We start from the raw sequence: 26,057 nt of genomic DNA on the forward strand, positions 1-26,057 counted from the left end.
CCCGCGGAGCGGGATACCGCGCGGCAAGCCGCGCGGTAGTGACGGCTCCGCTGGCGCTCCGCCTAATTCCCGCGCAAGCGCGGGAATGGAATTCCGCAAGCGGAATTCAGAACGGAATGCAATTCGCGCAAGCGCGAATTGGAGGCGACCGCGCAAGCGCGATCACCGGGGCTGGCTACGAGGGGGGTGCATCACGCGCGGGCCTGTGTAGGGCTTGGGGTTCCTGCCCACTACCCCTGCAACGAGAGTGACGGACCGTCGGTCCGATCGAGTGCCGGCCCCCACCGCAGTGACGGGCTCCGCTGCGCTCCACCCTGACCACTCCTCCACCCTCTAAACCGGCGAATCACGTTCACCAATACCCCGCCAGCATACCCTGTGAACCGTACTAGCGGGCGAGATTCAGTCAAGTATCAGCCTACAGGGGGAAGCTGCCGCGTGGATGATGCATCACTGGTGCTGGGTGTGTAGAGTCTGGGACCAGACACCACCACCCCGGGCCGCCACTTACCGCGCCGGACTCTCATTCATGTTACGCGCCGCATTCCGCGAAAAGGAGAACACGGGAATGGCCGTGAAATTGCGTGAACACCAGATTGAGGCCGTAGCCGCCATCGTGCGCGGCCTCGATATCCCGCCGGGCGGCATTCCCTGGAATGGCTTGCGCGGGCAGGTGCACGCCGCGTGCGGAACGGGAAAGACCATCATCGCGGCGGCCTCCGCAAAGCGGATCGTTCCCAAGGGGCGCGTTCTCGTGGTGGTGCCGACCCTGGATCTCCTGGCGCAGACCGTGAAGGCGTGGCACGGTGCCGGGCACAAGGGGCCGGCGGTCATGGTGTGCTCGCCGCTGGACGACCCGGAGCTGTGGCACCTGGGTGCCCGCTGCACCACCAACCCCGTGCAGTTGGCGCTGTGGCACGGGACCGGGCCGGTGACCATCTTCGCCACCTACCACTCTCTGCCCGTGCTCACGGAGGCGTTCGAGGGCGCTTACGGGCAGAAGCTCGCCCCGGTGGACTTGGCGGTGGTAGATGAGGCTCACCGGACCAGCGGTTCGATGGGTAAGGCGTGGGCGGATATCCATGATCAGACGAAGGTCCCGGCGTACCGCCGGCTGTACCTGACGGCGACGCCGAGGATCTGGCAGGAGCGGCCGCCGCACTGGGAGGTCGCCGAAGGGGTGCGCGACCCGCTGCCGCGTGAGATGGCGGCCTCCATGGACGACGAGAAGGTCTTCGGGCCCGTTCTCTACAAGCTCTCGCTGGCGTCGGCGGTGTCGCGGAAGCTGCTGGCGCGGTACCAGATCATCGTCCTGGAGCTCCAGGACCCGGTCGTGACGCCCGAGCGGCTGATGGGCGAGGAGCGGCACACCGAGGAGGTCCGCGGGCAGCGCCTGGGCGCCCTCCAGGCCGCGTTGCTGCACACCATGGAGCAGCACAACCTCCAGACGTGCATCACCTTCCACCACCGGACGATAGAGGCGCAGGCGTACGCGGAGGGGCTGGAGCGCGTGGCCAAGCGGTTGCACGCCGACCAGCCGGAGCAGTACCCGGCGAAGATCTGGGCGGACTGGCTGTGCGGGGAGCATGTCCCGGAGCGCCGGCGGGAGGTGCTGGGCGAGTTCGGGTCCACCGCCCGGCGGGCGGTGCTGTCGAACTGTCGCGTCCTGGGTGAGGGGGTGGACATTCGGGCGGTGGACTCGGTGGCGTTGCTGGACCCGAAGGGTGCTCCGCACGACATCGTCCAGGCCATCGGGCGTGCGCTGCGTCAGAAACCCGGGCAGGGAAAACTGGCTTCTTTGATCGTGCCGGTGTTCCTCCAGCCCGGTGAAAGTCCGGAGGACATGTTCACGTCGGGTTCGTACCGGCCCCTGGTGAAAGTCCTTGAGGGGTTGCGGGCGCATGACGAGGAGGCCGTCGAACTGCTCGCCATTCCTCAGGAGCCGCAGAAGAATGAGGTGCAGCCGTCCCGGGACATCGGTTCCGAGCCTCGTGACAGTGAGGAGGAAACCCGGCTGCTGCTTCGTTTCGCTGCTCCCAGGGACCCGGTGATGGTCGCGCACTGGGTGTCCTTCAACGTGATCGACACCGAACGGCAGGACTGGGCGCGCGGCTGGGCGAAGCTGAAGGAGTTCACCGAACGTGAGGGGCATGCCCGGGTGCCGTACGAGCACAGGGAGGGCGCGTTCCCGCTGGGGGCCTGGGTCGCGGAGCAGCGGCGGGCGTACGGGGCGGGGCAGATGAACGGCCGGCGCGCGGCGCGGCTGGAGAAGCTGGGCATGGTCTGGAGCGTGGCGGATGAGCGGTTCCAGGAGAACCTGGCCGCGGCCCGGGTGTACTACGAAGGGCACTGGACGCTGTGCGCGCCCCGGTCCGCGTCCGTGCTGGACCGGCCGGTGGGGCAGTGGCTGTCCAACCTGCGCCGTCCCGGAGCGTTGGACGGCAAGCCGGAGTGGGAGGCTGCGCTCCGGGCCGTGGACGAGGACTGGAACCCGTCGTGGTCGGCGGAGTGGCAGCGGCACTACGCCGCGCTGCGCGAGCTGGTGCGCGACGAAGACGGCCCTGCGGTCCTGCCCGGCTTCACCGTGCACGGGATGGACGTGGGGAAGTGGCTGGCCCGGCAGCGGAAACCCGAGGTGTGGGAGGCCCTGGCCGACGGGCAGCGCGAGCGCTTGGAGGCCGTCGGCGTCACCCCGCTCGCCGCTCCGGCCCCGGTGGAGCCGGAGGTGCCCGCGGACCCGTCCACGGCGCCCGTGAGCGCCTTCGAGAGGGGCGTTGTGGCCCTGGCGCAGTACAAGGCCCGCACGGGCTCTGTGACGGTCCCCAGGGCTCATGTGGAGGCGTTGCCGGACGGGACGGAGGTCAAGCTTGGGGTGTTCCTGTCCAACAGCAAGAGCCGACGGGCCAAGCTGCCCCCGGACAGGCTTGACGCGCTGGCCGACCTCGGGCTGGAGTGGGCTGGGGCCTAACAGCGCTCGAGGTGGCGTTTTTCCTCATCGATGCCGGGCACCTGCGATCGCAGGTGCGATCGCACGAAGCCCCCTCACGAGACAGTTGTTACGTTAGAGTGGGGCACCGACTTAGTTGTCAATTAAGTCGCCAACTATGCGCGGTGGGGCCCCCGCCCGGCATGGCGAGAGCCCCTTGCCCGCGCTCAGACGTCGTTCCCAGCTCAGCTGCTCAGAGCTGGGGGCGGCGTCAGTGGTGAGGCCAAGCCCACGTGTGGACGATCTGCCCCACCCAGTACGCGGTGGCCACCACCGGAACCATCCAGAGCCGGATGCTTCTCAGCACCCGCTTCCGCTTCTCCGGCTTCGGCCTTGCGTGCTTCCCCATCGGATCCCCCTCGGGATCGTTGGACCGACACCTGGTGCATCGGACCCCGGATCCGTGGACCCGCCAGTGCGGTCCCTCCGAAGGCTCTTCGCTAGGAAGCGGGCACCAACTTACACGGTGTCAGGGGAAGCCATCGGCGCTTTGAGGAAGGCAAGTTGGCCTTGTGGCACGTGAAGCAGCCCTGTCGTCAGCACAGCGTTACCCGGCCGGGCGGCCGGGCACAGCCCGAAGTGTGAAAACAGTTGGCACTCTAGCGGGTTGACGGGTTCCGACATTTCGGGCGGACAGGCGGCCGGGTGACTCAGCGTAAATGAAATCGCACGAGTGACTCGCATCACATGTTCGGTGCTACTTGCTGTTCGGCACCCGCGTGAAGTTCATCACCGTCAGGCCCCGGGATGGCTGACCTTCCCGGGGCCCGCGGTCTCCGAGGCGGGTCAGATATCTCCGGCCGCCGTGGCGGTGAGCCAGTCGGCGGCTTCGGCGTCGGTAATGAGCGGCACCTGGGCCGGGTGGGCGTCGCCATCCTGGACGACGTGGACGCGCCCTGGGAGCGGGCTGCTCGTGGGATCGGCGCAGACTGAGAAATCGAGCCGCGCGGTGACGGTACCTGGCACTACGGTCCAGGAATGACGACATCACCCTGGCAGCCGCTCTCCGACCGCGAGGCCGGGCTTCCTGTAGACCGGACAGTCCATGACGGAGTTCCCGAGCACCTGGAACCAGGGCTGCGGTCATGGGTACGGGAGGCGGTGGTGACGGAATCCCTTGTCCACCGCGTCGTAGCCGCGTTGAGATTGAGCAGCGAAACCCACGCCTTCGACAACGGCCGTCTCCCGTCGAGCGCACGTGATCTGTCCAGGGTGCCCGTCAACCTGCTTCTCGACGTCGTCGACTGTCTGCTCTACCTCGATGTCGGTGAGGTCGCCCATCACGAGTACCTCGTCAAGCACCCGAACTCAGCCTCTCCCCTGGCGGCAGTACTCTCTAGGCCCCCGAAGTTCGTGGATCCGGTCAACACACTGGACGCGCTCCTCGGTGATGCCGCCTCCGCCTACCAAGTTCGCGAGGCCGACGACGCCTCGCACGCCGGCCTGGAGCGGGTTGTCGACGCCACCGTCGCCGACTCCGCCGTCATGGCCATGCAGCAGGCCGAATCCTCCGGCCGCAACGATGCCAGCTTCTATCTACGCAGCTCCTGGGCCAAGGCGTACGCCCTGCACCCCGACGCAAGTGGCGCTTACGTCGATGCGGTGCGGGCAGTGGAAGATGTCGCGATCCCCCTGTACGCGAGCGCCGATCCCCGGGCGACCCTCGGCTCCGTCATCCGTGAACTGGATCGCAACGCAACGGCCTACTCGATGGTGATCCTCGACAACAATGCGGTCCCCGCCAAGGTCGAAACGATCCTCTCCCCCATGAAACTTCTCTGGCACGGACACCGCGACCGACACCCCGGAGGACAGACCAGCGCACCCATCACCCCGGAAGCCGCCAAGGCCGCCGTCCACATCGCGGTGCTCCTCGTTCAGCTCCTCAGCACTTCCGCGGTGACGAGGAGCCTTCCACCTCAACCGTGACAGCCCACGGCAAGAAGTGAAGCCGCTATCTCCTAGCACTCCGGCCGCCCTGTTTGAGATAACCACGGACGATGGCCTCCTGGCCGCTGCGAGGCCGGAAGTAGACGCGCTGCTGCGCTGCCTCGATCTGAAGCCGGTTGAGAAATCCGACCGTCTCCTCGGTGGCAGTACTCATACCGTTGCGGGGCGTCCTGCCGACCAAGAGATGCTTGGGGCCGAAAGGCAGCACGATCGCGGTGGAGTCACCAATTGCAACAGGGAAAGTGGTTCTGGTTTCACTCTGCTGAATAGCCAGGGCCGGGGTGTCGCCCAGGAGGAACTCCCCAGCGGCGGGCACCAGGATCTCCAACCCTGCGCTGCTGATCATCTCCTTCGCCTTGTCGAAGGTGACCTCGATCCGCGCCCGGAAGTCCGCGCCGTTCTCGAAGTTCGTCAGGTGCGGACTCAAGATCTGGTCCGCCGCCGCAGCCAGGCCCTGCGGTCCGGGAAGGTGAAGTCCGCTGCGTTGCAGTACCGCGAGGCGCAGCAGGTCGGACTGATCGGTAAGCAGGGCCGTGCGATGTTCGGTGTAGACCCTGGCGAAGGTACGTTCATGGACGTTGCGGAAGTGCAGCGAGCGGACCAGATGCAGGGCGATCAGGTCCTTCAGAGTCTGCACATGCTGCTCGTGCTGGAAGACGTCGCCCCGTTCCACCGCGCGCGCGGCCTCGGGTATCCGTGTCTCGAGCTTGCCCCACACCTGTTCCAGGGAGGCGGAAGCGAAGCGGGCGAAGTACTTGACCTTGCCGCACTCGCGCGGACTCGCCACCTTGTGCAAACGGTCGGGGTGGTCAAGGTCGAAGGGCACGAGCTTGAACCCATGGCTGCCAAACGGAGTGGCGAAGCGCTTGAGCAACACCTTAGAGATCACGTGCTGACCGACCACGTGGCGATCGGCCTCGGGCCGCAGTTCCTCGATCCGGGCATCGATCTGCTGCGCCGCCACCAGCCACGGATTGGATGATCCCTCGTTCATACGCCCAGTGTGGCAATCAGGTCCGACAGGCGAGACGCATTTTCCGTCTGCCCTCAGCTCGTGATCGCCCGACAGCCGTAGAGGGAGCCGATGAAACCGGGCTGGCACGCCGTCCGGATCAGCACGGTCAGCAGGAAGCCCTGACGGGGCAGGACGTGCTCCCAACCCAACACCCACCAGTCGTTGTGCATGGCCAGGTCCCGGCACGGCCCGGGAACAGACGTCCTCTCAGTCATCCGCAGCTCTTCCTCGAAGACACCTCGATGCTCGCAGCGTACGCAGCGAGACGCGGCAGGTTCTCACGGACGTCCCACCCACGCCTGGTGCTGGGGGGCGACGTGCAGCTGCTCTCGGAGACGGCCACGCAGGACACCGACGCGGGTGCGGCCCTCCAGGACCTGCAATCCGCTGTTCGCCGGATTCAGGAGGCGCCGGTCGATGAGGAGCGGCGGGCGCAGCCACGTCCCGTGGTCTTCCCAGTGCCGGCCGACTTCCGGGGGTCGCACCTTGACCCAGTGCACCGGGTGCTGTGCGACGTGCTCGATCAGTCCGGCTTCGCTCTCACCAGTCGGCATGGTGTGGAAGTCTACGGTCGGAATCGTCTGAAGCGTCCAGGTGATCGCACTCAGCTCGAGGTGGCCGTAGTCGTCCACGAAGGGGCCGTGGTCGCCGTGCTCGAAGAGGAAGTCCCGCAGCACGTCGTCCGGCCACCGCAGGTTGGCCAAGGCCGGATCAGTACGGAAAAGTTCGAAGCTGCGGCCGCCCTCCTGACGGCGCTCCATCAGCGAGCTGAGGTCGTTGAGGTTCATGCCACCAGATCTACCGGAGATCGCTGACAGTGCTCCCCCTGTTCCCGGTCTGGTGGGGTCTTGTCGGCTGCCTGGCGGCGGTCACGGCTTCTGTGAGGCGGTCCAGCCGGGCGTAGAGGGCCTGTACGAGGCGGGCGCGGTTCTGGACGCAGCGGGTGGTGCCCTGGAGCGGGGCGGCCAGGCGGCCGTCGGCTTCGCGGAGGATGACTTCGGCGAGGGCGCCGCGGCCGTCGCTCTTGGGCAGGGCGGCGGCGAGACGCCGGACGTCGGCGGCGACCGCGCGGGCGTGCCCGGTAAGCTGGAGGGCGATCTGCTCGTAGTCGCAGGGAGCGAGGTCCGGGTCCTTCCACGCGAGGACGGCGGTGACGAGGGCCTCGTGCGGGGCACGGTCCAGGGGCAGTTCGGCGTCCATCAGGCCCTCGGGATCGTGGAGCACGGCGTAGGCCCCGTTCACCGCAGGCCCGCTGCGTCGTCGGCCTGGTCGTGGTCGCCCCTGTCGGCGTCCGGGTCCGGGTCGACGAGGAAGCGGGCGTAGCCGCGTACGGCGCGCTCCAGCAGCGCGGGGGAAGGCCGGCCGAAGTCGGGTCGCTGGAGGCCGGGTCCGTCGGGTGCGGGTCCGGCGGGTGTGGGTGCGCTCATGGGCACCGCCTCCGTGTGCTGAGTGGTCGCGTCGGTGTCGTTCGACGCTACGGACGTGCCCGGTCCGTCTTCAACGAGATTGCGGGAAATTGCGGAAGTTCACCCCAGGGCGTCGATCGCGGCCGTGATGCGTTCGCGGGCGGCGTCGCTGTAGACGGCCATCTCCGCGAGGCCCGCGAACGCCTTGGCGTAGTCGGCGAGCTCGCGCGGCTGCGTCACCTTGATCTCCGCCGTCAGCGTCTCCACCACGGCCACGGTGTCGTCGTGGAGGTAGAACGCCTCCAGCGGCCACACGGTGCGCTGCGCGGTGAACGGGATGATGCCCAGTGAGACCGAGGCGAGCGGCATCACCGCCAGGAGGTGGCGCAGCTGCCCGCGCATCGCCTCGGGGTCGGCGGTGCGGAACCGCAGGACGGACTCCTCCATGAGCACGACGTAGCGGTGGCCGCCCTCGTAGAGGAACCGGGAGCGCGCGACCCGGGTGGCGACGGCTTCGGAGACGTCGTTCGGCGTGCCCTGGAACGTCGTGATCTGCCCCATCAGGGCGGTGGCGAAGGCCGGCGTCTGGAAGAACCCGGGCGGGACGTTGGAGACGTAGACCCGGCAGACGCGGGTCCGTTCGTGCAGGGTGTTCCAGTTCTGCTGGACCTTGCGCATCCCGTCCTTGTGGATGCGGCGCCACTCCAGGTACATCGAGTCGACGGCGCGGGCGGTGGCGATGAGGTCGTCGGCCTGGTCGTCCGCGCCGCACGCCGCGCACCAGGCGCGGATGTCCGCGTCGGAGGGCGGGGCGTCGCCCTTCTGGATGCGGGTGGTCTTCGCCGGGTGCCAGCCGCACCGGGCAGAGAGGTCCCTCCCGGAAAGGCCGGCGTCCTTGCGCAGGTGCTGCAAGCGCACGGCCAGCGCCTCACGGGCGGCCTGTGCACTGGACGATGGGGATGCGCTCACGGTGCTCTACTCAGCGGGCCTGGACGGTGTACTTCTCGTGCGGGATGCCGCGCTCCCACACGGTCTCAAAGGCGGCGTGGCACAGCGCGACGGCGGCCGGGTCGGTGGTGCGTTCCTTGCCGTCCGGTGCCCAGTCGCCGGTGCCGGTGAAGTGGTGGAACTGCACGAGCCGGTCGTCCAGGAGCCAGAAGTCGTTACCGGGCAGAGCGATGTCGGAGGCGCGGCGGCGGGGCAGCCAGCGCACGTCTTCCCCGGCCTGGAGGTTGAGCGGGGTGATGGCGTGCTCGTAGCGGATGTAGTCGGTGACCGGCTCGGAGACGATCCGCGTGCGGCGCATCACCACGCCGCGGGCGACCGCGCCCTGCACGAGCGGCATCCACTGCGGCCAGAACGAGCGGGCCGGGTCGAGGTTCGGGACGCCGGTGCGCAGGAAAATGGCGTAGTCGTCCCTCTCGTCACCGACGGCGTACAGGTCGCGCATCTCCAGGTGGACCGCCGTGTGGTGGGTGTCGGCGAGCAGCTCAGCGAACGTCGCGGTGTTCAGCTGCTGCGCGTTCAGCGGCATCGCACGCCTCCCTCAAGATCTGCACCATGCGGGACGGAATCCGGATCACCCGCTCGTGCGGCGGGATCCCCGTCTTGTGGCCGGCGACCCACTCGGTGGAGCCGACCAGGGACTTGAGGAGGGCGTCGGCTTCTTCGCCCTGGAGGACCAGGTCCGCGCTCTCCTCTTCCACCCAGACCGTCGGTGAACCCTCTCCGCCGGTGTTGGGGTCGATCCCGACGAACCGTAGCGTCATCACGTACTCCCCTGTGAGTCGGTTGCGCGTAGTTGCGCGATGACCGTCCCGCGCTGCGGTATCGGCGTCAAGGGCGCCGACCAGGGCGGGGTTTGGTCCGTCCGGGTGATCAGGGGACGCGACTCCGGTGTCGGAAGGCCCACTCCCCCTACCGTGCGGCCATGGAAGACTCCCAGATGCCTGAGCCTTTGCGGCAGGCGGTTCACCAGCTCGTCTCCGAAGTGGTCATGAACTGCCAGGAGGTGCTGCGCTACACCGAGCCGGACCTCGCACGCGACTGGAAGCGCATGACGCTGATCCGCGCCACGGACGCCTCCGACACGATGGACACGGCGACCATGCTGATCGCCGCGTACTGCCAGCACACCGGCATGGCTCTGGACACCCTCGCGTCATACCTCCAGACCCGGCAGCAGCGCAGCCGGGCGGCCGGCCCGCGGGATGCGGAGCGGCACGAAGTCGCCGGGATGCTCGGCACGCCGCGGCCAGCCGATGACGACCAGGACGCCCAGATGTGGTTCTCGGTCGGCCAGGGCTACGCGGGAGACGGACTGATGTCCGAGCCGGATGAGCAGCGGCTGTTCACTGAGGCGTGCCTGCACGGGCTGCGGGCCAAGCTGTGCAACGACCTCGGGTCGCTGGACCGCTTGCCTCCGGAGATGGCCGCGATGGCCCGCCGGGTCGCGGAGTGCCTCGAAGTGCCGGAGCCGGCTACTGCGTGACGGCGGGGGCCGCAGCGTCGTTGGACGGTGCGACCCCCGAGCCGGGCCCCGGGGACGTCATGGCTGATCCCCCCGGGGCCCGTGGTGTGTCCGGCCTGTCAGATCTTCCCGGCCGCCGTGGCGGTGGCCCAGTCGGTAGCTTCGGTGTCGGTCATGAGCAGGACCTGCGTCGGGTGGGCGTTGGTGCCCTGGACGACGTGGACGCGGACTGGCGCATGCGGGTGCTGGGCGACCAGCTCGGGGACGTGAAGAAGGCGATGAACGACCTTCGCCGCAAGCTGCCCGAGCGGTGACGTCCGTCAGACGGCAGCGGCGGTGCGTACCGTGGGCTCGTGACCACACCCTCCGATGACGCGGCCAGGCCGGTGCCGGTGCGGGTCGTGCTGCCCGCCGACCCGGTACTCGGGCAGCTGGAGCAGGAGGTCGTGGCGCGGTTGTGGCGGCGACGGCAGACCGGGACGGGCTGGGTGTACCTCGTGGGGCTGCCGTCGTACCGGGACCTCGAGGACGGCGGCGTGGAGGCCGCGGAGTACCGGGTGTGGGTCCGGGCGCCCGAGCACGTGCGGCCGGTCGACGGCATCGACTACGACCAGGTCCCCACCGAGCCTCTTCCGTCGGCGCCGACGTCGACGGTGCGCGAGGTCCTTGGGGAGCGCCGGCCTTCGGGCTGGGTCCTGGCGAAGGTGCGCGAGGGACGGGGCCCGGCACGCGGGGTGCTGCACGCCCCGGACTGCGAGGAAGCGCCGCAGGGCGCACCACTGCTCGATGTGCAGCGCGCCCTGGACGTTGCGGAGAACCCGGGGACGCAGCTGTGCACGCTGTGCGGGTGCGCTCAGGAGCTGACGCCGATGCTGTGCGGCTTCGACCACATCGGCGACGCCTGACGCGCGCCGGTCAGGGCGTGTCGCCGGAGTAGCAGAAGCGGCACACCACGCCCGGACCGCCCGATGGGCGCGGGTCGTCGGGGCTCGGGTCGTACAGCGCCCGGCCGCCGGGCCACCGGCCCAGCTCGGTCATCAGGGCGACACCGTCGTCTATCTCTTCCGGCCGCCAGCCCGTGATGTCGAGCAGCAGCCCGTCCAGCGGCCCGCCGACCAGGGCTGCGTACGTCTGGTGCGGCAGTGGGCCGGGGTGGGGGTCGTCGTGGTCGCAGCCGTACACCCGGCCGCGCAGCAGCTGCTCGTCATCGTCGTTCATCCGGCCAGCCTCGCAGCCACCACCGACAACCACCCCGGCCTCCGAGGCCGCCGGCTACCGGCGGCGCCCGATGCCGAACCGGCTGCGCGGCTTCACCGCCGGTGCTTCCGCGGCCGCACCGCCGGACCCCGAGCACTCCCAGGCTACGGGCCCGCCCTGCCCGCGGCATCCACCCAGCCGACGCGACGGGGAGCTGCCCCGGCCCGTATCAGGGGACTGGCCTGTCCTTGTCCGGTCGATGGCTGGCCCGGCCGCAGCCATGGCCGGGCCTGCCTGTACACGGGCGACGCGTCATAGATGGCCACTTCCCGAGAAGACGGTCCGTCGCACTGGCAGGTCCGCTAGAAGAAGAGTCATGACGCAGCCGAGTGATCCTCTTCTGGTCGAGACGATCTGGCGGGCGGCGGACCTGACACGGGCCTACCTGGCCCAGGACCGCGCCCGGGTCGCGGCCTGCCTCGTAGGCCTGGACAGCGGCCTCCTGGACCGGGTCCACGACTGGCTGATCCTCGATCACGACCAACTCTTCCAGCAGCTGGGGGAACCGACCATGACGGTCTCCCGCCTCAAAGCCACAGCAGCCCTCGCACCGGCGGAGATCGAGTTTGCGACGAGCACGGCCATCCACCGGGTCGCCGCAGGAGAGACAGGACTCGCCCTCGCACTAGAGAGCCTGGGGCAGCTGGACCGGATCCACGCCCTCACGGTGTGCATGGCGGTCATGCTGCTGGACGCCTACGGGCGCGGCGGCGCCCTCGCGGAGATCGACGAGATGACCGCGGGCTACGAGGAAAGGGGCTTCCTCCGTCCCTACCCGGCCGTCTGACCGGCCGGGCGTGCCTTGCCGACCCGCCCGGCAACAGGTGGTGCGAGGTCGCCTCGGCCTGATGTCACGAGCCCGGTCTCGGCGGGGGCCCGTCGCCCGGCTGCTGATGCTGTGTTCCTGCTCCTAATGGCGCCGGGCGGCCGGTCCGGCTGGGTCGGCGGCCGCGGCCCTGGGCCGAGCGGGAGATCGGCGTCTCGACGGTGCGCGCCACCTGCGCCGGATGTCCGGAGCGCGTGACGCGCGGGTGCGGACCAGCTCACTGCGCGGTGCGTTGAGTTGCGGACGATGTAACGCACTCCCCACCGGGGGGGCGCACCGAGGAGTTGCACGGCATCGTCGGCGGGCGCGCCGGTCCGCCCGATGCACCGCACCGAGCGCACCGGATGCCGGGATGCTTTGGGCCCCCCACCGGTGGAGCGCACCGAGTGGACCGCTCGATCCCCACCACCGTTGGTCTCCGCTCCCCTCCGTGCACGGCGCGCGGTGGAGTCCATCGCGTCCGCTCACCCCTGACGGCGCCGGCGCAGGCGCGCGGTGCGCCACGGGTTCGGCCGGCCGCCGGGGTACTGCCGGGAGTGGGAGCGGCGCCGGGCGGGTGGCGGCTTCGGCGACGGGTACAGCGCCATACGCAGCCGGGCGGCGTCGGCGAGCTGCTCCAGGCGCTCGCGCTGCTCCGGCGAAAGGTGCGGCGGGGTTGGGGCAACCATGGGGGCCTCCGTGCTTGAGGGGGCGGTCCCTGGCACCGTCACCGCTCCCGGGTGACTTCGGGGATGGGCGGCCGGTCGCATCCCGGCACCTGGCGCGGTGACTTCGTCGTCCGTCCCGCCGTGCGGACCGCGCGTCCCGTCACGGCCGGAGGCCCTGTCCTTGGCCGGGGTCGGGCTGCTGACGCTGCTGCTCGTGCTCCTGGCCGTGGCCGTCGACCGGACTGGCCGGGTCGGCGGCCGGGGCCTTCCGGTCCTCCATGACGCGGCGGCGGGCGTCGGCGGCGCGGGTATAGGCAGCGAGCCGCTCCAGGTTCTTCGGCGTGCGCAGCCACGTCGCCGCATCGGTCGTACGGCCCTCCAGGTACTCCTCGGGCATCGCGGCCTGTTGGTGGGCCTGGACGGCGGCGGCCCGCTGCGCCGGGGACTGGGCGGCGTCCCGGTCCGGGTGGTCGACGGCGTGGGGAGCGGACGCTGTCTCGCCCTCGAGTTCGCGGTGATCGGCGGATGCGGAGACAGCCGAGGTCGTCGTCGCCTCGTTGGCGGTGGCGGTGGCGGTGGCGGTGGCGGTGTCGGCTCGGATGCGGGCGTCGCGGATCGCGTTCTGCACGGCAAGGCTGGCGACCCGGGCGCGCTCGTAGCGGCTTGACTCCCGCGGCGGCGTGCCTCCGGCGGGAGCGATCCACCACCGACTAGGCAGCGGGAAGTCGGCGGTGTAGGTCATCCGGTCCGCCGCCGGCGCTTCCCGGCCGGGCTTGGTGACCGTGTGGCGGCGGGAGTAGCGGAGCAGGGCCCGGTGGGCGATGTAGTCGTCCAGGCCGCGGGTGAACTCGCGGCCGCGCAGTGTCTCCAGCAGGTGCCGGCGCGCTTCGGCCAGGATGTGGCGCCGGGCGAACTTCTCGCGCACGGTGAAGGCGACCGCGGCGACGTCGACGGCGGCGAGCGCCACGTCCACGGTGGGATCCACCCGCGCCCGGATCGCCGCTCCGGCTGCCCGGCACCTGTCCAGGAGGCCGTCGATGAGCTGCTGGCCGAAGCGGAGGATCGCGGAGGCGCGCCACCACGCGAGCAGCTGCGCGAGCGGCTTCGGTTTCTTCTTCGCGGGCCGGGTCTCCTGCGCCGCCCACCAGCCCAGTTGGTGACGGCCGCGCTCGCCGGGCAGGTGGCCGTGGTCCTTCACGTACTGGTCGGTGAGCGTCTCCAGGGCGTCCTCGATGCGCTGGCGGCGGGACGCCGACCAGTTGATGAGGTCCTCGGGCACTCCGGCGATCTCCATGACCGGCCGCAGGCCCGGTGTGACCTCGCGCGGCACGGTCGCCAGTCCCAGGGTTCCGCACACCTCGGTCGTCATCGTCAGGGTGTAGAGCGTCCCGGCGGCCACCACGTTCTGGTAGAGGCGGTAGGTGTCCAGAGCGCCCCAGACCGGATCGCCGTCGGCGCGCAGGCGCTGGACGCGGTTGAGGATCAGGCAGTGCTCGTGCAGGAGCGGCAGTCCGTCGCGGTTGTCGATGTGCCGGAAGGCGGCGACCACGAGCGCCGGTGTCTTCGCGCGGCCGCGGCCTGACGCCCACCGGGTCTCGGCAACCTCATCCTCCAGCCAGCGCAGCGCGGCGTCGACGGCCCGCTCGTGGGCCCGCTCGATGACCCGGCGCACGGTGGCGTCGCCCAGCGCCCACAGCACGACCAGGGACGCCTGCGGCCGGAAGGTGAAGTCCATGCCGAGCAGCGGCGTCTGCTTGCGGGCCTCGATCTCCTCGATCGGCTGCCCCAGCACCGTCAGCCGGCGGGCCGTGGCCGCGTCGACGCCGTCGTCCAGGAGGCCGCGCTCGATGCGGTCGGCGTCCGGGTGCCGGCCCTCGCCGAACAGCAGCTCCAGCTGACGCCCGGACACCTGGCCGCCCTCGGTGAGCCCCAGCGCACGCAGACCACGCCCCAGCCACCGTCCCGGTGGGAGCCCGGCCAGCTCCTGGGCGGCCTTCAACGACTGCCCGGCCGGGCGGCGGCCGTCCCCGAACGCCACTCCGCGTATGTAGTACCGCCACGCGTTACGCCTCTGGATCTTCGCGACACTCAGCATCGCCACAGCACACACCTGCTCTGACCAGCAAAAAAGCGCGATCCCGTGAGACGGGAGACTTCACCGGAACTTCACGGCCGATCCCGCCCGGCGGGCATCCGTGGCGACGCCGTGGCCGCCCGGCGGACACCACCAAGGCCATGTAAATGCTGCGCGGCCCCCAGTCACACGCGCCTCACCACCGGAAACCGTCAGCAGACGACTCCACCGTCAACCAGCGCACATCTACGCACCTCTCCCCCACCCGGCGGCCAAACACGCCGTCCCCCTGAACCACGTCACCGACTCTCCGCCCCCGGCAGTGCCGGGGGCTTCTTGCTGCCTGGAGGACCGACGTGCCGACCTACGAGATCCTGCCCCGCTTCACCACCGACCTGGACCGCCTCACCCCAGAGCAGCGCCGCCGCTTCCGCCAGACCGTGACCGCCTTCGTCGAGGACCTGCGCACCGGCCGCTTCCGCGCCGGCCTCCGCGTCAAGCGTGTCCAGCGCGCGCCGGGCATCTACGAGCTCACCTGGTCCATGGGCGCTGGCCCCGCGGGCCGCGCAACGTGGGAGTACGGGGCGCCGATACTTCCCGGCACACCGCACGTCATCTGGCGCCGCATCGGCGACCACAGCATCCTCACCGGCCCTTGACCCACAACCACGTATCCACGAGGCGCCTGTTTCGCCCCAGCGTTCCGGTGGGATTCCGCGACGGGCACGGCCAAGGTGATGGGCCGCTGTTCCGAGGCACACAAGGGGCCGGTGAGCGACCAACGCCTGCACTACCGATGTGACTTACCCGTCTCACGGGTGACGGGCATACCTGTTCCCGGGCGCGTCGTGCCGCAGGAGCGCTACGAAGATCGCGACCGATCGCGATCTTCGAGAAGGAGTTCCTCATGCGTGGCCGAACCGTGGCCCTGCTCGCTTCACTGACCGGCCTGCTCCTGACAACACCGACTGCCGCGGCCACCGGGCACGGCGCCGGTGCGGTCCCGCACCAGCCGGTGCGGGCGCCGGGGCAGACGGTGACCCTGCCCGTCCGCGACGCCCTGGCCCAGCTGCCCGTGCGCGAGGAGGATCGCACCGGCTACCAGCGCGCCAAATTCAAGCACTGGATCGACGCCGACCGCGACGGCTGCAACACTCGTGCCGAGGTCCTCAAAGACGAAGCTGTCGCTCCCCCCGAACAGAGCCCGAAGTGTCGGCTCACCGGGGGTGTCTGGTACTCCCCCTACGACGACCGCTACATCGAAGGGGCCAGCGGCCTGGACATCGACCACCTCGTCCCCCTCGCCGAAGCATGGGATTCCGGCGCCAGCGCCTGGACGCCCGCGGAACGCGAGGCCTACGCCAACGACCTCGGCGACGACCGCGACCTCATCGCCGTCTCCGCCGCCTCCAACCGGTCCAAGGCCGACCAGGACCCCTCCACCTGGCTGCCCCCGGCCACCGGCTACCACTGCACCTACGTCACGGACTGGATCGCCGACAAGACCCGTTGGAGCCTCACCATCGACAGTCCCGAACAGACCGCACTGGCCGAGGTCCTCGAAGACTGCCCCGATACCCCGATCACCGTCACCCTCGCCCGGTAGAAGCAGGGCCCCTGCCCGCGCCGCGTCGCCGGTGATCCCTCGCCCAGTGACGCGGCGCTGCTGGTCGGGCGGGAACTGCTCTGCGGCCAGTTCTCCAAGTGGGAAGGGGTCTGCGGTTGTCAGTAGTGCTGTTCCCGGTAGACGCCGTCGGTGTCGGTGTCCCGGCTCCAGTCGCCGAAGCTCGTGTTGCCCATCTCCAAGTTGATGACGAAGGAGCCCGCTGCCGCGAGGGTAATCCTGAACGGGGCGTCGTCCTCGCCAGGCAGGTTGTTCACCGCCAGCAGCGCGAACTCCGCCGAGGCCAGGGCCTGTTCGTCGGCGATGAGGAGGAAGGGGTTGTCGGGCCAGTCCTCGTTGTCGCGGCCGACCCGCTCCTGCAACTGCCCGGCGGTGAAGCCCGCATAGGTCGGGTTGTCGATGACGGTGACCGACTCGTAGTGCTCCGAGCCGCCTTCGAGTGACTGGAGAAGGCGCGCCCACTCGCCTGGTTGGTCGAAGGACGTGCGGACCAGGAGGGGGCCGTCGGCCTCCTCGATCACGGGGGCCGTCGGCCCAGGGGTGGCGCCGGTGCGGTCGCCGGGGATGACCTGGATGAGGAAGCGGGGCTTTTTGCCGTCCGTCGAGCGGTCGCTGGCGTGGACGCGGACCAGATACGGACCGGGCCCTGCGGTGGCGAGGTTCTCCTTGCGTACCGGTGTGTATCCGCTGTCGCACAGGGCGAGGAAGCCGGTCGAGGAAGCCACGGTGGTCTCCTCGACCTCGTCCCAGCCGCTCTCGGCCCCCGGGTCGGCGGCCCCTGCGTAGAGAGTGACGACGGGATTCTCCAGGGCGCTTCCGGCGTCGATGAGCAGCCAGTCCTTTCCGGCCGTGAGGAGTCCGCGGCCGTGCGGCTGAGGGTCGCCGGTGTCGGGATCCATGACGGTCAGGTCGCCCCACTCCTTCATCTTCAAAGGGCGGGTGCGGCCCTGCAGGTGCGGCCAGTTGGAGCGCGGCATGGAGAACCCCCGTCGTCTGTGCGGTGCCCGCCGGTCACATGCTGTCGGGTGACAGTCTGGCAGGCGCGGTGCCGGTTCTACTTGATGCGGACGTAGTAGGCGTCGCCGTTCAGGACGCGCTGGCTCTTGTAGAAGCCGCCGAGGCGGGCGCCGGCACTTCGGTTGTCACCCGCGGAGATGATGCGGGTGCTGCCCCGGCTGGGGTTGCCGCCTTCCTTGCTGGCGGCGAAGGGGTACTCGTCGCAGTCGTACTTCTTGGGGTTGGGGTTGTGGACCTTGGCGCACATGGCCTTGCGGTGGGCGGCGATGGTCTTGGCGTCGGTGATGCGGTGCAGGGGTGTGGAGGCGCCCGGGTGGCCGGCGATCTTGCGCTGGGCGTCGTAGATGTGGTTCGCGGACTGCTTCACCTGCCGGTCGGTGCGGGAGAGGGTGAAGGAGGGCGCGAAGGAGGGGAAGACGCAGCCGGGGTTCTTGGTGCGCTTCTTGGCGCCCCAGAAGGTGTCGTCGCAGCGGTACTTGGCGCTGTTGTAGGTGAAGCCGCCGGGCGTGTAGCCGGGCTTGGTGAACGTGAACCGGTAGGAGGCCGGGCTGGTGAGCTGCTTGTTCTTCGCGACGCTTGCGGCGTAGCCGACGGTGCCCTTGCGTGCCGGGCCCAGCGTGGAGCCCTGGGGGAACTTCACGGCGGTCTTGACGCCCTTGCCGCCGCCGACGGAGACGTTGATGCGGACGCCGCCGGCGTTGACCAGTGCGGCTTTGCCGACGGTGAAGCTCTCGCCCCACTTGAGCTTGCTGGACTGCAGCGTCATGGAGTGCTTGATGTCGAAGGTGGCCGAGCCGACCGGCTTGCCGTTCTTCAGGATGTTGACCCGGGCGCCGATGTCCATGCACATGCTCGTGCGGGTGAGGGTGATGGTGTTGATCCTGCAGCTCGCGGCTGCGGCCGTGGAGGTGTAGGCGGTCTTGACCGGGGCGGTCCGGGTGACGGTGATGCTGTACGTGGCGGGTGCGGCCTGCGCGCTGGTGGCGCTGATGCCGGTCAGGAGGAGCGTCGCGAGAGCAGTTCCGACGGCTGCATTTCGTGGTGCGCTGGTCCGCATGAGCATGTCCCCTCGTTGGTGGAAGGACGGCACCGGGTCAGGGCAGCCGTCCGTGCGGCGGAAACACTAAGCGCCCCAACGTCCGCGTGTTCAAGCTTTTTTGGGGATGTGCGCATTTTCGGACATGCTGAGGCTCTGACTCCGCATATGGAGGAAAAGCCCGTTCGGGCACAGCCTGAGATGGAGTGTCCTCCAGGTACGCCAGGCCTCATTCATCCGTCCCAGCACACTTCGGAGCGCGCGGTCACGGCCTCGCGCGGCCGCGGACCGGACCGGATCAGATACCGGGAACACGGCCGAAAAGCCGGTCTTGACGCAGCAGTGAGGTCCCCCGCCGGCGCTCGCCCCACACCGGGCTCCCCTGCCCACGCGCGAGTGGGCCTGGTATCACCGCTGGTACCAGGTGGCGCGATGACCGCCGAGGCCGGCGTCATCTCCGCCAGCAGGCCCAGCGCCCGCGACCAATACGTCGAGGCCGGCGACGCTGCCCAGCCGCCGGGTGACGCTGCGGACAGCGGCTACCCTTCCGATCGGAAATTGATCAGGCGAGCTGGGTAGGGGCTGGGACAGGTAATGAGACGTCAGCAGCGTTGGTGGGGCGTGACGGTGACGGCGGGCGCAGTCCTGGTCGCGGTGGCCGGGTGCTCGGACAGCGGCGTCGGCGGCGCGTCGGCCGGGGCAGGGGACGACAAGCCGTCCGCGGCCCCGACCCGCGGGGCCGGGGGCGGTCGCCAGACGGAGAAGTCGGCGCTGCCCGGTCTGCCCACCGCGTCGGTCGCGCGGAAGGAACTGGCCGGGCTGAAGACGGCGGCGCCGGCGTCCATGCGGGGATACTCGCGGGCGAAGTTCCCGCACTGGGCCGAGCAGGGCGAGCGCTGCGACACCCGCGAGACCGTCCTCGGCCGGGACGGGACCGCCGTGAAGCGTGACGCCCAGTGCCGGGCCGTGTCCGGGAAGTGGGTCTCCGTCTACGACGGCAAGAAGGCAACCGCCGCCTCCCAGCTCGACATCGACCACACCGTTCCCCTGGCCAACGCCTGGCGCTCCGGCGCCGCCGCCTGGACCCAGGAGCAGCGCAAGGCGTTCGCGAACGACCTCGCCCACCCGCAGCTGCTGGCGGTGTCCGCGTCCTCGAACCGGCAGAAGGGCGACCAGTCCCCGGACCAGTGGGCGCCGCCGCTGCGCTCGTACTGGTGCACCTATGCCCGGTCCTGGGTATCCGTGAAGTCCACCTACCGCCTGACCATCACCGCGGCCGAGCGGACGAAACTCAGAGAGATGCTGGACACCTGCTCATGACCCACGACAACCACAGCAGCAGTAGCGACGACACGGTCCCGCCGCAGAACGGCGACCGGCTGGTCGATGGCGTGCAGGCCGGGCCGGGCGGTGCGATGACCGACGAGGTCGGCGTCATCACCGGCGACCTCACCCTCGCCACCACCGCCCTGCCCGACGGCCGGGCCCGCCTCGACATCCAGTACACGGACGCCGACGAGTGGTACACCCTCACCGGCAGCCCCGCCCCCGTCCCGCCCGGCGGACTCCAGGCCCTGCACCACGAGGCACTCAACCGCATCCGCCGCGGCGACGGCGCCCAGGCCCCGCACTGACCCAGCCGCTCGGGCACCAGCACCGGCTCAGCACGTACAGCACGGCAGCGCAGCAGCAGGCACTCGCCCCAGGAGCCCATCAGCGCCGGCGCTCGCCCGCCGCTGTACGTGCTCGTCCGGCGGGAGCGGCCGGGCGCCGGGTTCGCTGCCGGGGCATGCTCGAGGTGAGCTGAGGGGCGGTAGACAGGACGGTGTGAGTCCAGGCGGTGATCTGCCCGATGAGCGTCTTCCACCGGCCGGGGCCATCGGCGGTGAAGGACGTCACCAGCAGGGCCGGCACACTGGCCAGCACGACCGGCGCGATCAGCGCCGCACTCAGCGCAGCGATCAGAGAGCGAGCAGGAAGAGCGGCCAGGCGCAGGAGGATAGGCATCAGTTTGTCCCGTCGGTAGACGACTCGGCCCCGGTCGGGCCTGGCAGCACCATGACCCGCACTCCAGCAGTCCCCTCCCGGGCACGCCCCGTTTCAGGGCGGACAAGCTTCCACCCCGGCATCCGATGCCGAGGGGAAACACAGCGCCAGGGACCGACGACGAGCCGACCAGGCGGGCAGTCACACGTCAGCGTGGACTCGGCGCGCCGACCGGAGCAGTCGTTCACTACGCGCACGGCAGTACCAGGTCCAATGCCAGGACGGCTGTGCCCCGCGCATGCGCCAAGAAGGCAGGGGGCCGAACCAGTGTGCGCGGTGCGGCCCCGGTCTCAGTGTGCTGGTGCGGTGCGGATCCGCGGGCCGCCTCCCAGGAAGCGGTGCAGGTAGTAGGCGAGGGTGCTGCCCCGTCCCTCGGACCGAGCGTCGGTGGTCTCTTTCCAGCACACCGCGCTCGCCTCCTTGAAGAACTGGGGCGCGGACTCGCGGTCGTCGGCGGTGACTTCCACCAGCAGCCGTCGCGGTTCCGCGGCGAACTGCGGCGCAGGAGCGCGTCCGTGAATGGCGTCCGGGGTTGTCCTGTTGGGCAATTCCTCAGCGCGCACTGCCTTGCCGGTACGAGAAGCGGTGGTGGCTGGGGTCGCGGAGGTGTCCAGGACCGACTGGGCTGCGGCGAGGATGACTTGGAGCTGTTCGGCGAAGTGGGTGCCGGGTGCGGGGATTTCGAGGTCGGGGTGGCGGTCGTAGCCGATGGTGACGGCGCGGGAGACGAACTGGATGACGGCGGTTGCGGCCTCGGTGTGCTGGCGTGGGCCTGCCGGGGTGAGGCGGCTGAGGATCCGCAGCAGGGTGGGCACGCTGGTGTCCACGTTGACCACGTTGGAGGCGGGTGAGTTCTGTTCGTAGAAGGAGGCGGTTGCCTCTCCTCGTGCGTACAGGCTGATCTGGGTCTGCCACAGGGCGGCGGCGTGGGCGTCACCGCGGGCGAGGTGGTGCAGGTAGAGGCAGTAGGAGGCGGGGGCGTCGTCCGCGCCGGCTGCGTACTGCCACCAGAAGCGAGCCCCGTCGTCCGCACCGGCGATTCGCAGCACGCACCCGAGGATCCAGGCGGCGCGTGGCTCGGGTACCTGGTCGGTGAGGAAGTCGACGAGCTGTGCGGCGGTGCAGTGGGCGACGGCTGTCTCGCACAGGGCGGCGAGCTCTTTGGCTGCGTCGTGGTCGGCCGGATCGTGACGGGAGTTCTGCTCGGCTCGGCCGGTCTCGTCGAAGGTGTAGTAGGCGCAGTCGTCGTCGTAGGGGACCACGTCGGCGGGCACGTGGGCGTCCAGCAGGCGGGACTGGGCGAGGAGGTCATCGATGGCGCTCATGGCGGGGCTGATCACTCCAGAGTGTCGGTGTCGGTGCCGGTGTCGGGGTGGAGGCTGTGGAGGGCGCCCCGGGCGTGGCGCGTGAGGCTGTGGGTGATTGCCGGGGGCAGGCCGATGATGCCGGGGACCGCCTCCTCGTCGATGTTGCACAGGAAGCGCAGGACGGTGACGTCCATCTGGTCGTCGGGAAGGCGGGACACGGCCTCGAAGAAGATGGTCATCCTGGCTATCCGGTCCATCTGGTCGTCGAGGCTGATGGACTGGGCCACAGCCGTGGTTCGCAGGGCCGTGGCGCGCAGGTCGGGGTGGCCGTCATGGGTCTCGGCGCGTGCCATGACCTTGCTTCGCAAAAGGTCCCAGGCGTGGCGAGGGGTGTTGCTGCTGCTGGTCGCCTCGGGCCAGTTCAGCCACAGGATGTCAAGGGTCTCCGCGACGACACGGCGGGCCCGTCCGTGGGTCTGCAGGAATGCCTGTGCGTAGGCGGTGTAGGGATGGGTCATGACCTGCCGGAACGCGAGGTGTGCGAGGGGCGGGGCTTCCGGGCCCAGCGGCTGAACGGCGTGGATACCGTCCTCGATCCAGGTGTCGTTCTTCTCCGCCTCCCGCGCGGCTGCCGTCCACAGGCGCCGTAACGGCCACGGAGGGATGTCGAGGACCTTGACCACGCTGTAGGTCATCTCCCAGCCCGGGTAGTAGCCCTTGCCTCGCAACAGTTCGGACAGCCTGGTCTTGGAGTATCCGGAACGGCTGACGAGTTCGTCGAGAGTGAGTCCGCTGGCGGCGAGGCGTCGGCGCAACGGTTCCAGCCAGGTGCGGTGCGTGACGCCGACGGTGTCGCAGATGGGCTCCGGAGGGCGTCCTCTGCGGCTGGGAGGTTCACCGTCAGTCTGGTCAGGGATGCGGGGCATGTTCACCGTGACAGCTCCTCGCTCCCGGCCGCCGAGCCGCGCCGTGAAGCGACGCCGTTGCACGCGGAGACGATCTGCTGGATCAGTAGCCCGAGGGAGGGCAGCAGCGCGGCGACTGCCGCGAGATACCCGAGCACGGTCATCAGCGTGCTCCACGCGAGGACCGTTGCCAGGACGGCCACGGTCATCACCTGCCTACTCTTCATGACACCCTTCCGTAGGGAAATGAGTCCGGGAGCTCCCCCGCATCGGTGCTGACGCCTCCGGGGAAGTTGGACCACAGCATGGCGCCCGCGCCTCGCATCACTCAACGTGATCATGAAGTTGCGGAACAATGGCCCCGCGCTCCTGTCACAGCTCAGGGCCTCAACGCATCAACGTCGGACTTCAGCGACACCAAGCGGCCGCCGACTGAACACTTTTGGCGTCCAATCTGTCCTACGCAGCACGGGGCAAGCCGGAAGGCGCACTATGGGGCGTGACGCTCCGGCGTCGCACCTTCCGGTCCGGGAGGTCACGCAGTTCCCTTGTGCTGAAGAACAACCGAAGGGGACCGCCCCGCTTCCGTCCAGCCATCCACGCGCTGGGCGGAAGCGGACCGTGATCGGGCGTTGCCGGAGTCGGCTCCTTGAGCGGGCCTGGGAGCCAGTCCGCCGCAGCGGATCGCCGCGCGACGGCCAAGACCGGCGGAGCGGCCGGAGGAATTGGGGGGCGGAGCATCGCCCCTCCCAGGTGACAGTCTCGGCTGTCGGAGCCGTGCGCTGTCGCAGGCCAGGATCGGCATGTGCCAGGTGACGGCCACTCAAGCTGCCGTGCCCGACTCGTTTGTTGTCCGCGGAAAACAAACGACACCATGCCCGCCTTGCTGTTCCCTCCACTGTGATGGTTAGTAAGGTAGCGCCATGACCGCCCCATACGATTCCGGAGATCGGGAAAAGGTAGTAGCCAAGCTGCCGGCAGAGCTCCGCAAGGAGCTCAAGGTCCGTGCTGCCGAGGTCGACACCGACATCCAGGACGCTGTGACCCAAGGCGTCACCACTTGGCGCAAGGCGAAGACGACGAGCCGGCCTCTCGTTGACACGACGGGTGGAACGTCCTTCGCGACGTATCTGCCGACCGGGCTGTACGACAAGCTGAAGCAGGACTGCAAGGCCCGCGGCATCACCTACAACCAAGGCATCGCCCAGTCGATCCGCCTGTGGCTGGACGAGCACCCCTCCCCGCGGCCCAAACCGCAGCGTGTCACCGGGGCCCGGCGCATCATCTTCGGCAACCAGAAGGGAGGCGTCGGCAAGACCTCGGTCTCCGCCGGCGTCGCCCAGGCCCTCGCCGAGTCCGGCCGCCGCACCCTGCTGATCGACTTCGACCCGCAGGGGCACCTGTCCAAGCAGCTCGGTCACCCGCTCATCGAGATCGACGCCCCCAGCCTCGCCAAGCACATGCTCGGGGAGGTCAAGGACGGGGAACTCGCAGACCTGCTCGTCCCGATAAAGGGCGGTGACTTCGAGGACCACCTCTGGCTGCTGCCGGCCTGCAAGGACGCTTTCCTCCTGGACGCCAAGCTCGCCACGAGCCGCTTCGTCCGCATCAAGGAGACGGCACTGGAGAAGGCTCTGGAGCCGCTCGAACGCGACTTCGACTTCATCGTCGTCGACTGCCCGCCCAGCCTCGGCTACAGCATGGACACCGCCATCTACTACTGCCGCACCCGCGACGGCGAAGAAGACGGCACCTCCGGCATCGTCGTGCCCGTCCTCTCCGAAGACTCCTCAGCCGACGCCTACGACATGCTCGAAGAGCAGATCGAGGACCTGACCGAGGACATGGAGGTGACCATCGGCCAGCTCGGATTCGTCGTCAACATGTACGACAGCCGCAAGGGCTACGTGGCGACCTCCTCCCTCGAGGAGTGGAAGAAGATCGGCGAGCCCCCCGTCCTGGCCATCGTGCCCGAACTGAAGGACCAGCGTGAGGCGGTGCGTCTGAAGGCGCCCTTGCTCGCCCACGCCCCCTACTGCGAGCAGGCGGAAGCAATGCGGACCATCGCACGGAGGATCAGCGGATGAGCGTCGCCGACCGGCTGGGAACCGGCTCCTCGTTCAACAGCGCACGCCGCGGTCGCAGCGCCCGTGGACGTGCCAAGGCCGTCACTCAGGGGGACGTACCCGCCTACGAGCTGGTCAGGCTCCATCTGGACGAGGTCTCCCCCACTCCCCTCAACCCGCGCCGCAACTTCGGCACCGACGAGGACAAGACCCGCTTCGGTGAAGAACTGCGTCAGGCACAGCTGGCCGCGTGCGTCGCCGTGTCCCGCACGGCCTACCTGGCTCTGTGGCCGGACCACGAGGAACAGATCGGCGATGCCGCCCATGTCCTCGTCAACGGCGAGCGCCGCTTCCGCAGCGCCGTCCACGTCGGCCTGGAAGCCCTGGACTTCGTCATCCGCGACGATCTCGCCTCCAGCCGAGAGTCGTTCATAAACCACCTGCTGAAGGAGAACCTCGAGCGGGAGGACTTCGACGTCATCGAACGAGCCCGCGGCCTCCAAGAACTGGTCGCCGTGTGCGCGGAGACCTCGGAGCGCGGTGCGCGCACCCGCGCCGCCGAGCAGCTCGGCCGAGACCGCTCGTGGGTGACCAACCAGCTGGTCCTGCTGGAGCTGCCCGAAGAGCTGCAGCTCATGCTGAGCGCGGGGACGCTCGCGGAACGCGACGGACGGATGCTGGCTCGGTACGCCAAGGACACTCCCGGAATCTCCGCACCCGCTCTGCTTGACCACCTGCAGGCGTCAAAGGAAGCAGCGGCACGGGCGAAAGCCGAGGAACGCAGCCGGCTTGAGGCCCTGCGCGCCCAGGACAGCGGTGCTTTGTTGTCCGCGGACAACAACTCGGAGACAGCCCAGGCCTCCCAGGCGGCCGGCCCCCCGCACGTGGACGACGGCGAACGTTCGTTGTCCGCGGACAACAACAGCAGCACGCCCTCGGCGCAGGAGCAGCCCGGTGAGGGTTTGTTGTCCGCGGACAACAAACCATCGGCCATCACGGCGAAGCCCCCTGCTCAACGCCAGCCCGCTCGCCCCGCGCCTCCTGCCCCTGCTGAAGCGGCAGCCGGTGCTGCGGACCAGGATGCCGCCCCGGCAACGGACGGTAAGGCAATGGGTCCTCGTCAGCTTCCGTACGACAACGCCGCATTTGTCGCGAATCACTTGCACCGCAAGATGGGCCAGCCCGTCTTCACCGAGACCACACGGCTCATGCTTGAGATCCTGCGTGAGCAGCACACTGCCGCGTACGACGACCTGGTCCATCAGCTCGTTGCGCGGGAACAGCAGCAGTCGGCCTGAGCAACGGACCACCGGCTCTACACCGAAACGGGCTCGTGCTCCCGGCGCAGGGAGCACGAGCCTTCACCGTCCCGTCCAGCGGCCTGCGGCCTGCGGCCCGAGCACGACCACCTAGAGCACCCGGGTG

At 69.4% G+C, this 26,057-nt stretch carries 28 protein-coding genes; 11 read left to right on the forward strand and 17 right to left on the reverse strand.

All coding sequences use genetic code 11. The annotated features are described in order from the left end of the window. Positions 1-568: 568 nt before the first annotated feature. Together B086_RS0125105 and B086_RS0125115 are read left to right on the forward strand one after the other, a co-directional pair. Positions 569-2,968, forward strand: a complete 2,400-nt coding sequence (locus B086_RS0125105; protein WP_018569192.1) for a DEAD/DEAH box helicase — start codon at positions 569-571, stop codon at positions 2,966-2,968. 996 nt (positions 2,969-3,964) lie between these two features. Beyond that, a complete protein-coding gene (locus B086_RS0125115; protein ID WP_158690416.1) occupies positions 3,965-4,915 on the forward strand; it encodes a hypothetical protein in 951 nt (316 codons plus the stop codon). 25 nt (positions 4,916-4,940) lie between these two features. Here B086_RS0125115 and B086_RS0125120 read toward each other — a convergent pair whose 3' ends face one another. The 8 genes from B086_RS0125120 to B086_RS0125155 form a co-directional block, all read right to left on the reverse strand. After that, positions 4,941-5,930 (reverse strand): DUF4238 domain-containing protein, encoded by a 990-nt coding sequence (locus B086_RS0125120; RefSeq protein ID WP_037873880.1) that lies wholly within the window; start codon positions 5,928-5,930, stop codon positions 4,941-4,943. A gap of 53 nt (positions 5,931-5,983) precedes the next feature. After that, the gene (locus B086_RS0125125; RefSeq protein ID WP_018569197.1) at positions 5,984-6,166 is read right to left on the reverse strand and encodes a DUF6042 family protein; all 183 of its coding nucleotides are present in this window, start codon (positions 6,164-6,166) and stop codon (positions 5,984-5,986) included. 63 nt (positions 6,167-6,229) lie between these two features. Then, a complete protein-coding gene (locus tag B086_RS0125130) occupies positions 6,230-6,739 on the reverse strand; it encodes a hypothetical protein (RefSeq protein ID WP_018569198.1) in 510 nt (169 codons plus the stop codon). Positions 6,740-6,749: 10 nt separating this feature from the next. Further along, positions 6,750-7,193 carry a hypothetical protein gene (locus tag B086_RS0125135; RefSeq protein WP_018569199.1) on the reverse strand — a complete coding sequence of 148 codons (444 nt, stop codon included), beginning with the start codon at positions 7,191-7,193 and terminating at the stop codon, positions 6,750-6,752. Continuing rightward, a complete protein-coding gene (locus B086_RS0125140) occupies positions 7,190-7,378 on the reverse strand; it encodes a hypothetical protein (RefSeq protein WP_018569200.1) in 189 nt (62 codons plus the stop codon). Before B086_RS0125140 ends, B086_RS0125135 begins: the two co-directional genes overlap by 4 nt. Positions 7,379-7,477: 99 nt before the next feature. After that, positions 7,478-8,326 carry a helix-turn-helix domain-containing protein gene (locus tag B086_RS0125145; protein ID WP_026252750.1) on the reverse strand — a complete coding sequence of 283 codons (849 nt, stop codon included), beginning with the start codon at positions 8,324-8,326 and terminating at the stop codon, positions 7,478-7,480. Positions 8,327-8,336: 10 nt separating this feature from the next. Beyond that, positions 8,337-8,891, reverse strand: coding sequence for a DUF6879 family protein (locus B086_RS45090; protein ID WP_018569202.1), 555 nt, complete (start codon positions 8,889-8,891; stop codon positions 8,337-8,339). Next, a complete protein-coding gene (locus B086_RS0125155; protein ID WP_018569203.1) occupies positions 8,848-9,126 on the reverse strand; it encodes a hypothetical protein in 279 nt (92 codons plus the stop codon). Before B086_RS0125155 ends, B086_RS45090 begins: the two co-directional genes overlap by 44 nt. Positions 9,127-9,287: 161 nt before the next feature. Between B086_RS0125155 and B086_RS0125160 the strand changes: the two genes are divergently transcribed. Then, positions 9,288-9,848: a hypothetical protein gene (locus B086_RS0125160; protein WP_234029360.1), complete on the forward strand. Its 561-nt coding sequence runs from the start codon at positions 9,288-9,290 to the stop codon at positions 9,846-9,848. A gap of 332 nt (positions 9,849-10,180) precedes the next feature. Beyond that, positions 10,181-10,732 (forward strand): DUF6233 domain-containing protein, encoded by a 552-nt coding sequence (locus tag B086_RS40715; protein ID WP_234029361.1) that lies wholly within the window; start codon positions 10,181-10,183, stop codon positions 10,730-10,732. A 10-nt stretch (positions 10,733-10,742) separates the two neighbouring features. Here the strand turns inward: B086_RS40715 and B086_RS0125175 are convergent, their stop codons facing one another. Next, positions 10,743-11,045 (reverse strand): hypothetical protein, encoded by a 303-nt coding sequence (locus B086_RS0125175; RefSeq protein ID WP_018569207.1) that lies wholly within the window; start codon positions 11,043-11,045, stop codon positions 10,743-10,745. Positions 11,046-11,400: 355 nt separating this feature from the next. On the opposite strand from B086_RS0125175, the gene B086_RS45095 reads away from it, so the two are divergent. Next, the gene (locus B086_RS45095) at positions 11,401-11,871 is read left to right on the forward strand and encodes a hypothetical protein (protein ID WP_018569208.1); all 471 of its coding nucleotides are present in this window, start codon (positions 11,401-11,403) and stop codon (positions 11,869-11,871) included. A 503-nt stretch (positions 11,872-12,374) separates the two neighbouring features. Here B086_RS45095 and B086_RS43140 read toward each other — a convergent pair. Together B086_RS43140 and mobF are read right to left on the reverse strand one after the other, a co-directional pair. Further along, positions 12,375-12,578 (reverse strand): hypothetical protein, encoded by a 204-nt coding sequence (locus tag B086_RS43140; RefSeq protein WP_078531187.1) that lies wholly within the window; start codon positions 12,576-12,578, stop codon positions 12,375-12,377. A gap of 139 nt (positions 12,579-12,717) precedes the next feature. After that, positions 12,718-14,652 carry a MobF family relaxase gene (gene mobF, locus B086_RS43145; RefSeq protein ID WP_078531192.1) on the reverse strand — a complete coding sequence of 645 codons (1,935 nt, stop codon included), beginning with the start codon at positions 14,650-14,652 and terminating at the stop codon, positions 12,718-12,720. Positions 14,653-14,987: 335 nt separating this feature from the next. Here mobF and B086_RS0125190 point away from each other — a divergent pair, with 335 nt between their 5' ends. Together B086_RS0125190 and B086_RS40725 are read left to right on the forward strand one after the other, a co-directional pair. Then, positions 14,988-15,290: a hypothetical protein gene (locus tag B086_RS0125190; protein WP_018569210.1), complete on the forward strand. Its 303-nt coding sequence runs from the start codon at positions 14,988-14,990 to the stop codon at positions 15,288-15,290. 248 nt (positions 15,291-15,538) lie between these two features. After that, positions 15,539-16,237, forward strand: coding sequence for an HNH endonuclease family protein (locus B086_RS40725; RefSeq protein WP_026252751.1), 699 nt, complete (start codon positions 15,539-15,541; stop codon positions 16,235-16,237). Between the two features lie 119 nt (positions 16,238-16,356). On the opposite strand, the gene B086_RS0125200 is transcribed toward B086_RS40725, so the two are convergent. Both B086_RS0125200 and B086_RS42060 read right to left on the reverse strand, forming a co-directional pair. Next, on the reverse strand, positions 16,357-17,232 hold the full coding sequence (locus B086_RS0125200) for a DUF6924 domain-containing protein (protein ID WP_018569212.1): 876 nt from the start codon (positions 17,230-17,232) through the stop codon (positions 16,357-16,359). 77 nt (positions 17,233-17,309) lie between these two features. Further along, entirely contained in the window at positions 17,310-18,335 is a 1,026-nt protein-coding gene (locus B086_RS42060; RefSeq protein ID WP_018569213.1) for a NucA/NucB deoxyribonuclease domain-containing protein, read from the reverse strand. Positions 18,336-18,902: 567 nt separating this feature from the next. Here B086_RS42060 and B086_RS0125215 point away from each other — a divergent pair. Then, the gene (locus tag B086_RS0125215; protein ID WP_026252752.1) at positions 18,903-19,628 is read left to right on the forward strand and encodes an HNH endonuclease family protein; all 726 of its coding nucleotides are present in this window, start codon (positions 18,903-18,905) and stop codon (positions 19,626-19,628) included. After that, the gene (locus tag B086_RS0125220) at positions 19,625-19,942 is read left to right on the forward strand and encodes a hypothetical protein (protein ID WP_018569216.1); all 318 of its coding nucleotides are present in this window, start codon (positions 19,625-19,627) and stop codon (positions 19,940-19,942) included. Before B086_RS0125215 ends, B086_RS0125220 begins: the two co-directional genes overlap by 4 nt. 79 nt (positions 19,943-20,021) lie before the next feature. Here the strand turns inward: B086_RS0125220 and B086_RS0125225 are convergent, their stop codons facing one another. From B086_RS0125225 to B086_RS0125240, 4 genes are all read right to left on the reverse strand, one after another. Continuing rightward, positions 20,022-20,315: a hypothetical protein gene (locus B086_RS0125225; RefSeq protein WP_018569217.1), complete on the reverse strand. Its 294-nt coding sequence runs from the start codon at positions 20,313-20,315 to the stop codon at positions 20,022-20,024. Between the two features lie 329 nt (positions 20,316-20,644). After that, positions 20,645-21,679 (reverse strand): hypothetical protein, encoded by a 1,035-nt coding sequence (locus tag B086_RS0125230; RefSeq protein WP_018569218.1) that lies wholly within the window; start codon positions 21,677-21,679, stop codon positions 20,645-20,647. A gap of 11 nt (positions 21,680-21,690) precedes the next feature. Beyond that, on the reverse strand, positions 21,691-22,587 hold the full coding sequence (locus tag B086_RS0125235; protein WP_037873894.1) for a helix-turn-helix domain-containing protein: 897 nt from the start codon (positions 22,585-22,587) through the stop codon (positions 21,691-21,693). A 2-nt stretch (positions 22,588-22,589) separates the two neighbouring features. Further along, positions 22,590-22,793 (reverse strand): hypothetical protein, encoded by a 204-nt coding sequence (locus B086_RS0125240; protein WP_018569220.1) that lies wholly within the window; start codon positions 22,791-22,793, stop codon positions 22,590-22,592. A 696-nt stretch (positions 22,794-23,489) separates the two neighbouring features. Between B086_RS0125240 and B086_RS0125245 the strand changes: the two genes are divergently transcribed. After that, a complete protein-coding gene (locus B086_RS0125245) occupies positions 23,490-24,653 on the forward strand; it encodes a ParA family protein (protein ID WP_026252754.1) in 1,164 nt (387 codons plus the stop codon). Continuing rightward, entirely contained in the window at positions 24,650-25,930 is a 1,281-nt protein-coding gene (locus B086_RS0125250; RefSeq protein ID WP_018569222.1) for a ParB/RepB/Spo0J family partition protein, read from the forward strand. Before B086_RS0125245 ends, B086_RS0125250 begins: the two co-directional genes overlap by 4 nt. Positions 25,931-26,057 lie beyond the last annotated feature (127 nt).

The sequence above is a fragment of the Streptomyces sp. PsTaAH-124 genome (genome assembly GCF_000373685.1).
Taxonomy (GTDB): domain Bacteria; phylum Actinomycetota; class Actinomycetes; order Streptomycetales; family Streptomycetaceae; genus Streptomyces; species Streptomyces andamanensis.

What these genes read in the sequence shown, in the direction of transcription:
- B086_RS45095 (WP_018569208.1), top strand. Translation starts at nt 11,401, where the DNA reads ATGACGCAGCCGAGTGATCCTCTTCTGGTCGAGACGATCTGGCGGGCG.
- B086_RS0125230 (WP_018569218.1), bottom strand. Translation starts at nt 21,679, where the DNA reads ATGAGCGCCATCGATGACCTCCTCGCCCAGTCCCGCCTGCTGGACGCC.
- B086_RS0125155 (WP_018569203.1), bottom strand. Translation starts at nt 9,126, where the DNA reads ATGACGCTACGGTTCGTCGGGATCGACCCCAACACCGGCGGAGAGGGT.
- B086_RS42060 (WP_018569213.1), bottom strand. Translation starts at nt 18,335, where the DNA reads ATGCTCATGCGGACCAGCGCACCACGAAATGCAGCCGTCGGAACTGCT.
- B086_RS0125125 (WP_018569197.1), bottom strand. Translation starts at nt 6,166, where the DNA reads ATGACTGAGAGGACGTCTGTTCCCGGGCCGTGCCGGGACCTGGCCATG.
- B086_RS0125160 (WP_234029360.1), top strand. Translation starts at nt 9,288, where the DNA reads ATGGAAGACTCCCAGATGCCTGAGCCTTTGCGGCAGGCGGTTCACCAG.
- B086_RS0125240 (WP_018569220.1), bottom strand. Translation starts at nt 22,793, where the DNA reads ATGAAGAGTAGGCAGGTGATGACCGTGGCCGTCCTGGCAACGGTCCTC.
- B086_RS0125235 (WP_037873894.1), bottom strand. Translation starts at nt 22,587, where the DNA reads ATGCCCCGCATCCCTGACCAGACTGACGGTGAACCTCCCAGCCGCAGA.
- B086_RS0125115 (WP_158690416.1), top strand. Translation starts at nt 3,965, where the DNA reads ATGACGACATCACCCTGGCAGCCGCTCTCCGACCGCGAGGCCGGGCTT.
- B086_RS0125200 (WP_018569212.1), bottom strand. Translation starts at nt 17,232, where the DNA reads ATGCCGCGCTCCAACTGGCCGCACCTGCAGGGCCGCACCCGCCCTTTG.
- B086_RS0125175 (WP_018569207.1), bottom strand. Translation starts at nt 11,045, where the DNA reads ATGAACGACGATGACGAGCAGCTGCTGCGCGGCCGGGTGTACGGCTGC.
- B086_RS40725 (WP_026252751.1), top strand. Translation starts at nt 15,539, where the DNA reads ATGCGTGGCCGAACCGTGGCCCTGCTCGCTTCACTGACCGGCCTGCTC.
- B086_RS0125120 (WP_037873880.1), bottom strand. Translation starts at nt 5,930, where the DNA reads ATGAACGAGGGATCATCCAATCCGTGGCTGGTGGCGGCGCAGCAGATC.
- B086_RS0125250 (WP_018569222.1), top strand. Translation starts at nt 24,650, where the DNA reads ATGAGCGTCGCCGACCGGCTGGGAACCGGCTCCTCGTTCAACAGCGCA.
- B086_RS0125225 (WP_018569217.1), bottom strand. Translation starts at nt 20,315, where the DNA reads ATGCCTATCCTCCTGCGCCTGGCCGCTCTTCCTGCTCGCTCTCTGATC.
- B086_RS0125130 (WP_018569198.1), bottom strand. Translation starts at nt 6,739, where the DNA reads ATGAACCTCAACGACCTCAGCTCGCTGATGGAGCGCCGTCAGGAGGGC.
- B086_RS0125220 (WP_018569216.1), top strand. Translation starts at nt 19,625, where the DNA reads ATGACCCACGACAACCACAGCAGCAGTAGCGACGACACGGTCCCGCCG.
- B086_RS0125140 (WP_018569200.1), bottom strand. Translation starts at nt 7,378, where the DNA reads ATGAGCGCACCCACACCCGCCGGACCCGCACCCGACGGACCCGGCCTC.
- B086_RS0125245 (WP_026252754.1), top strand. Translation starts at nt 23,490, where the DNA reads ATGACCGCCCCATACGATTCCGGAGATCGGGAAAAGGTAGTAGCCAAG.
- mobF (WP_078531192.1), bottom strand. Translation starts at nt 14,652, where the DNA reads ATGCTGAGTGTCGCGAAGATCCAGAGGCGTAACGCGTGGCGGTACTAC.
- B086_RS0125215 (WP_026252752.1), top strand. Translation starts at nt 18,903, where the DNA reads ATGAGACGTCAGCAGCGTTGGTGGGGCGTGACGGTGACGGCGGGCGCA.
- B086_RS43140 (WP_078531187.1), bottom strand. Translation starts at nt 12,578, where the DNA reads ATGGTTGCCCCAACCCCGCCGCACCTTTCGCCGGAGCAGCGCGAGCGC.
- B086_RS0125105 (WP_018569192.1), top strand. Translation starts at nt 569, where the DNA reads ATGGCCGTGAAATTGCGTGAACACCAGATTGAGGCCGTAGCCGCCATC.
- B086_RS45090 (WP_018569202.1), bottom strand. Translation starts at nt 8,891, where the DNA reads ATGCCGCTGAACGCGCAGCAGCTGAACACCGCGACGTTCGCTGAGCTG.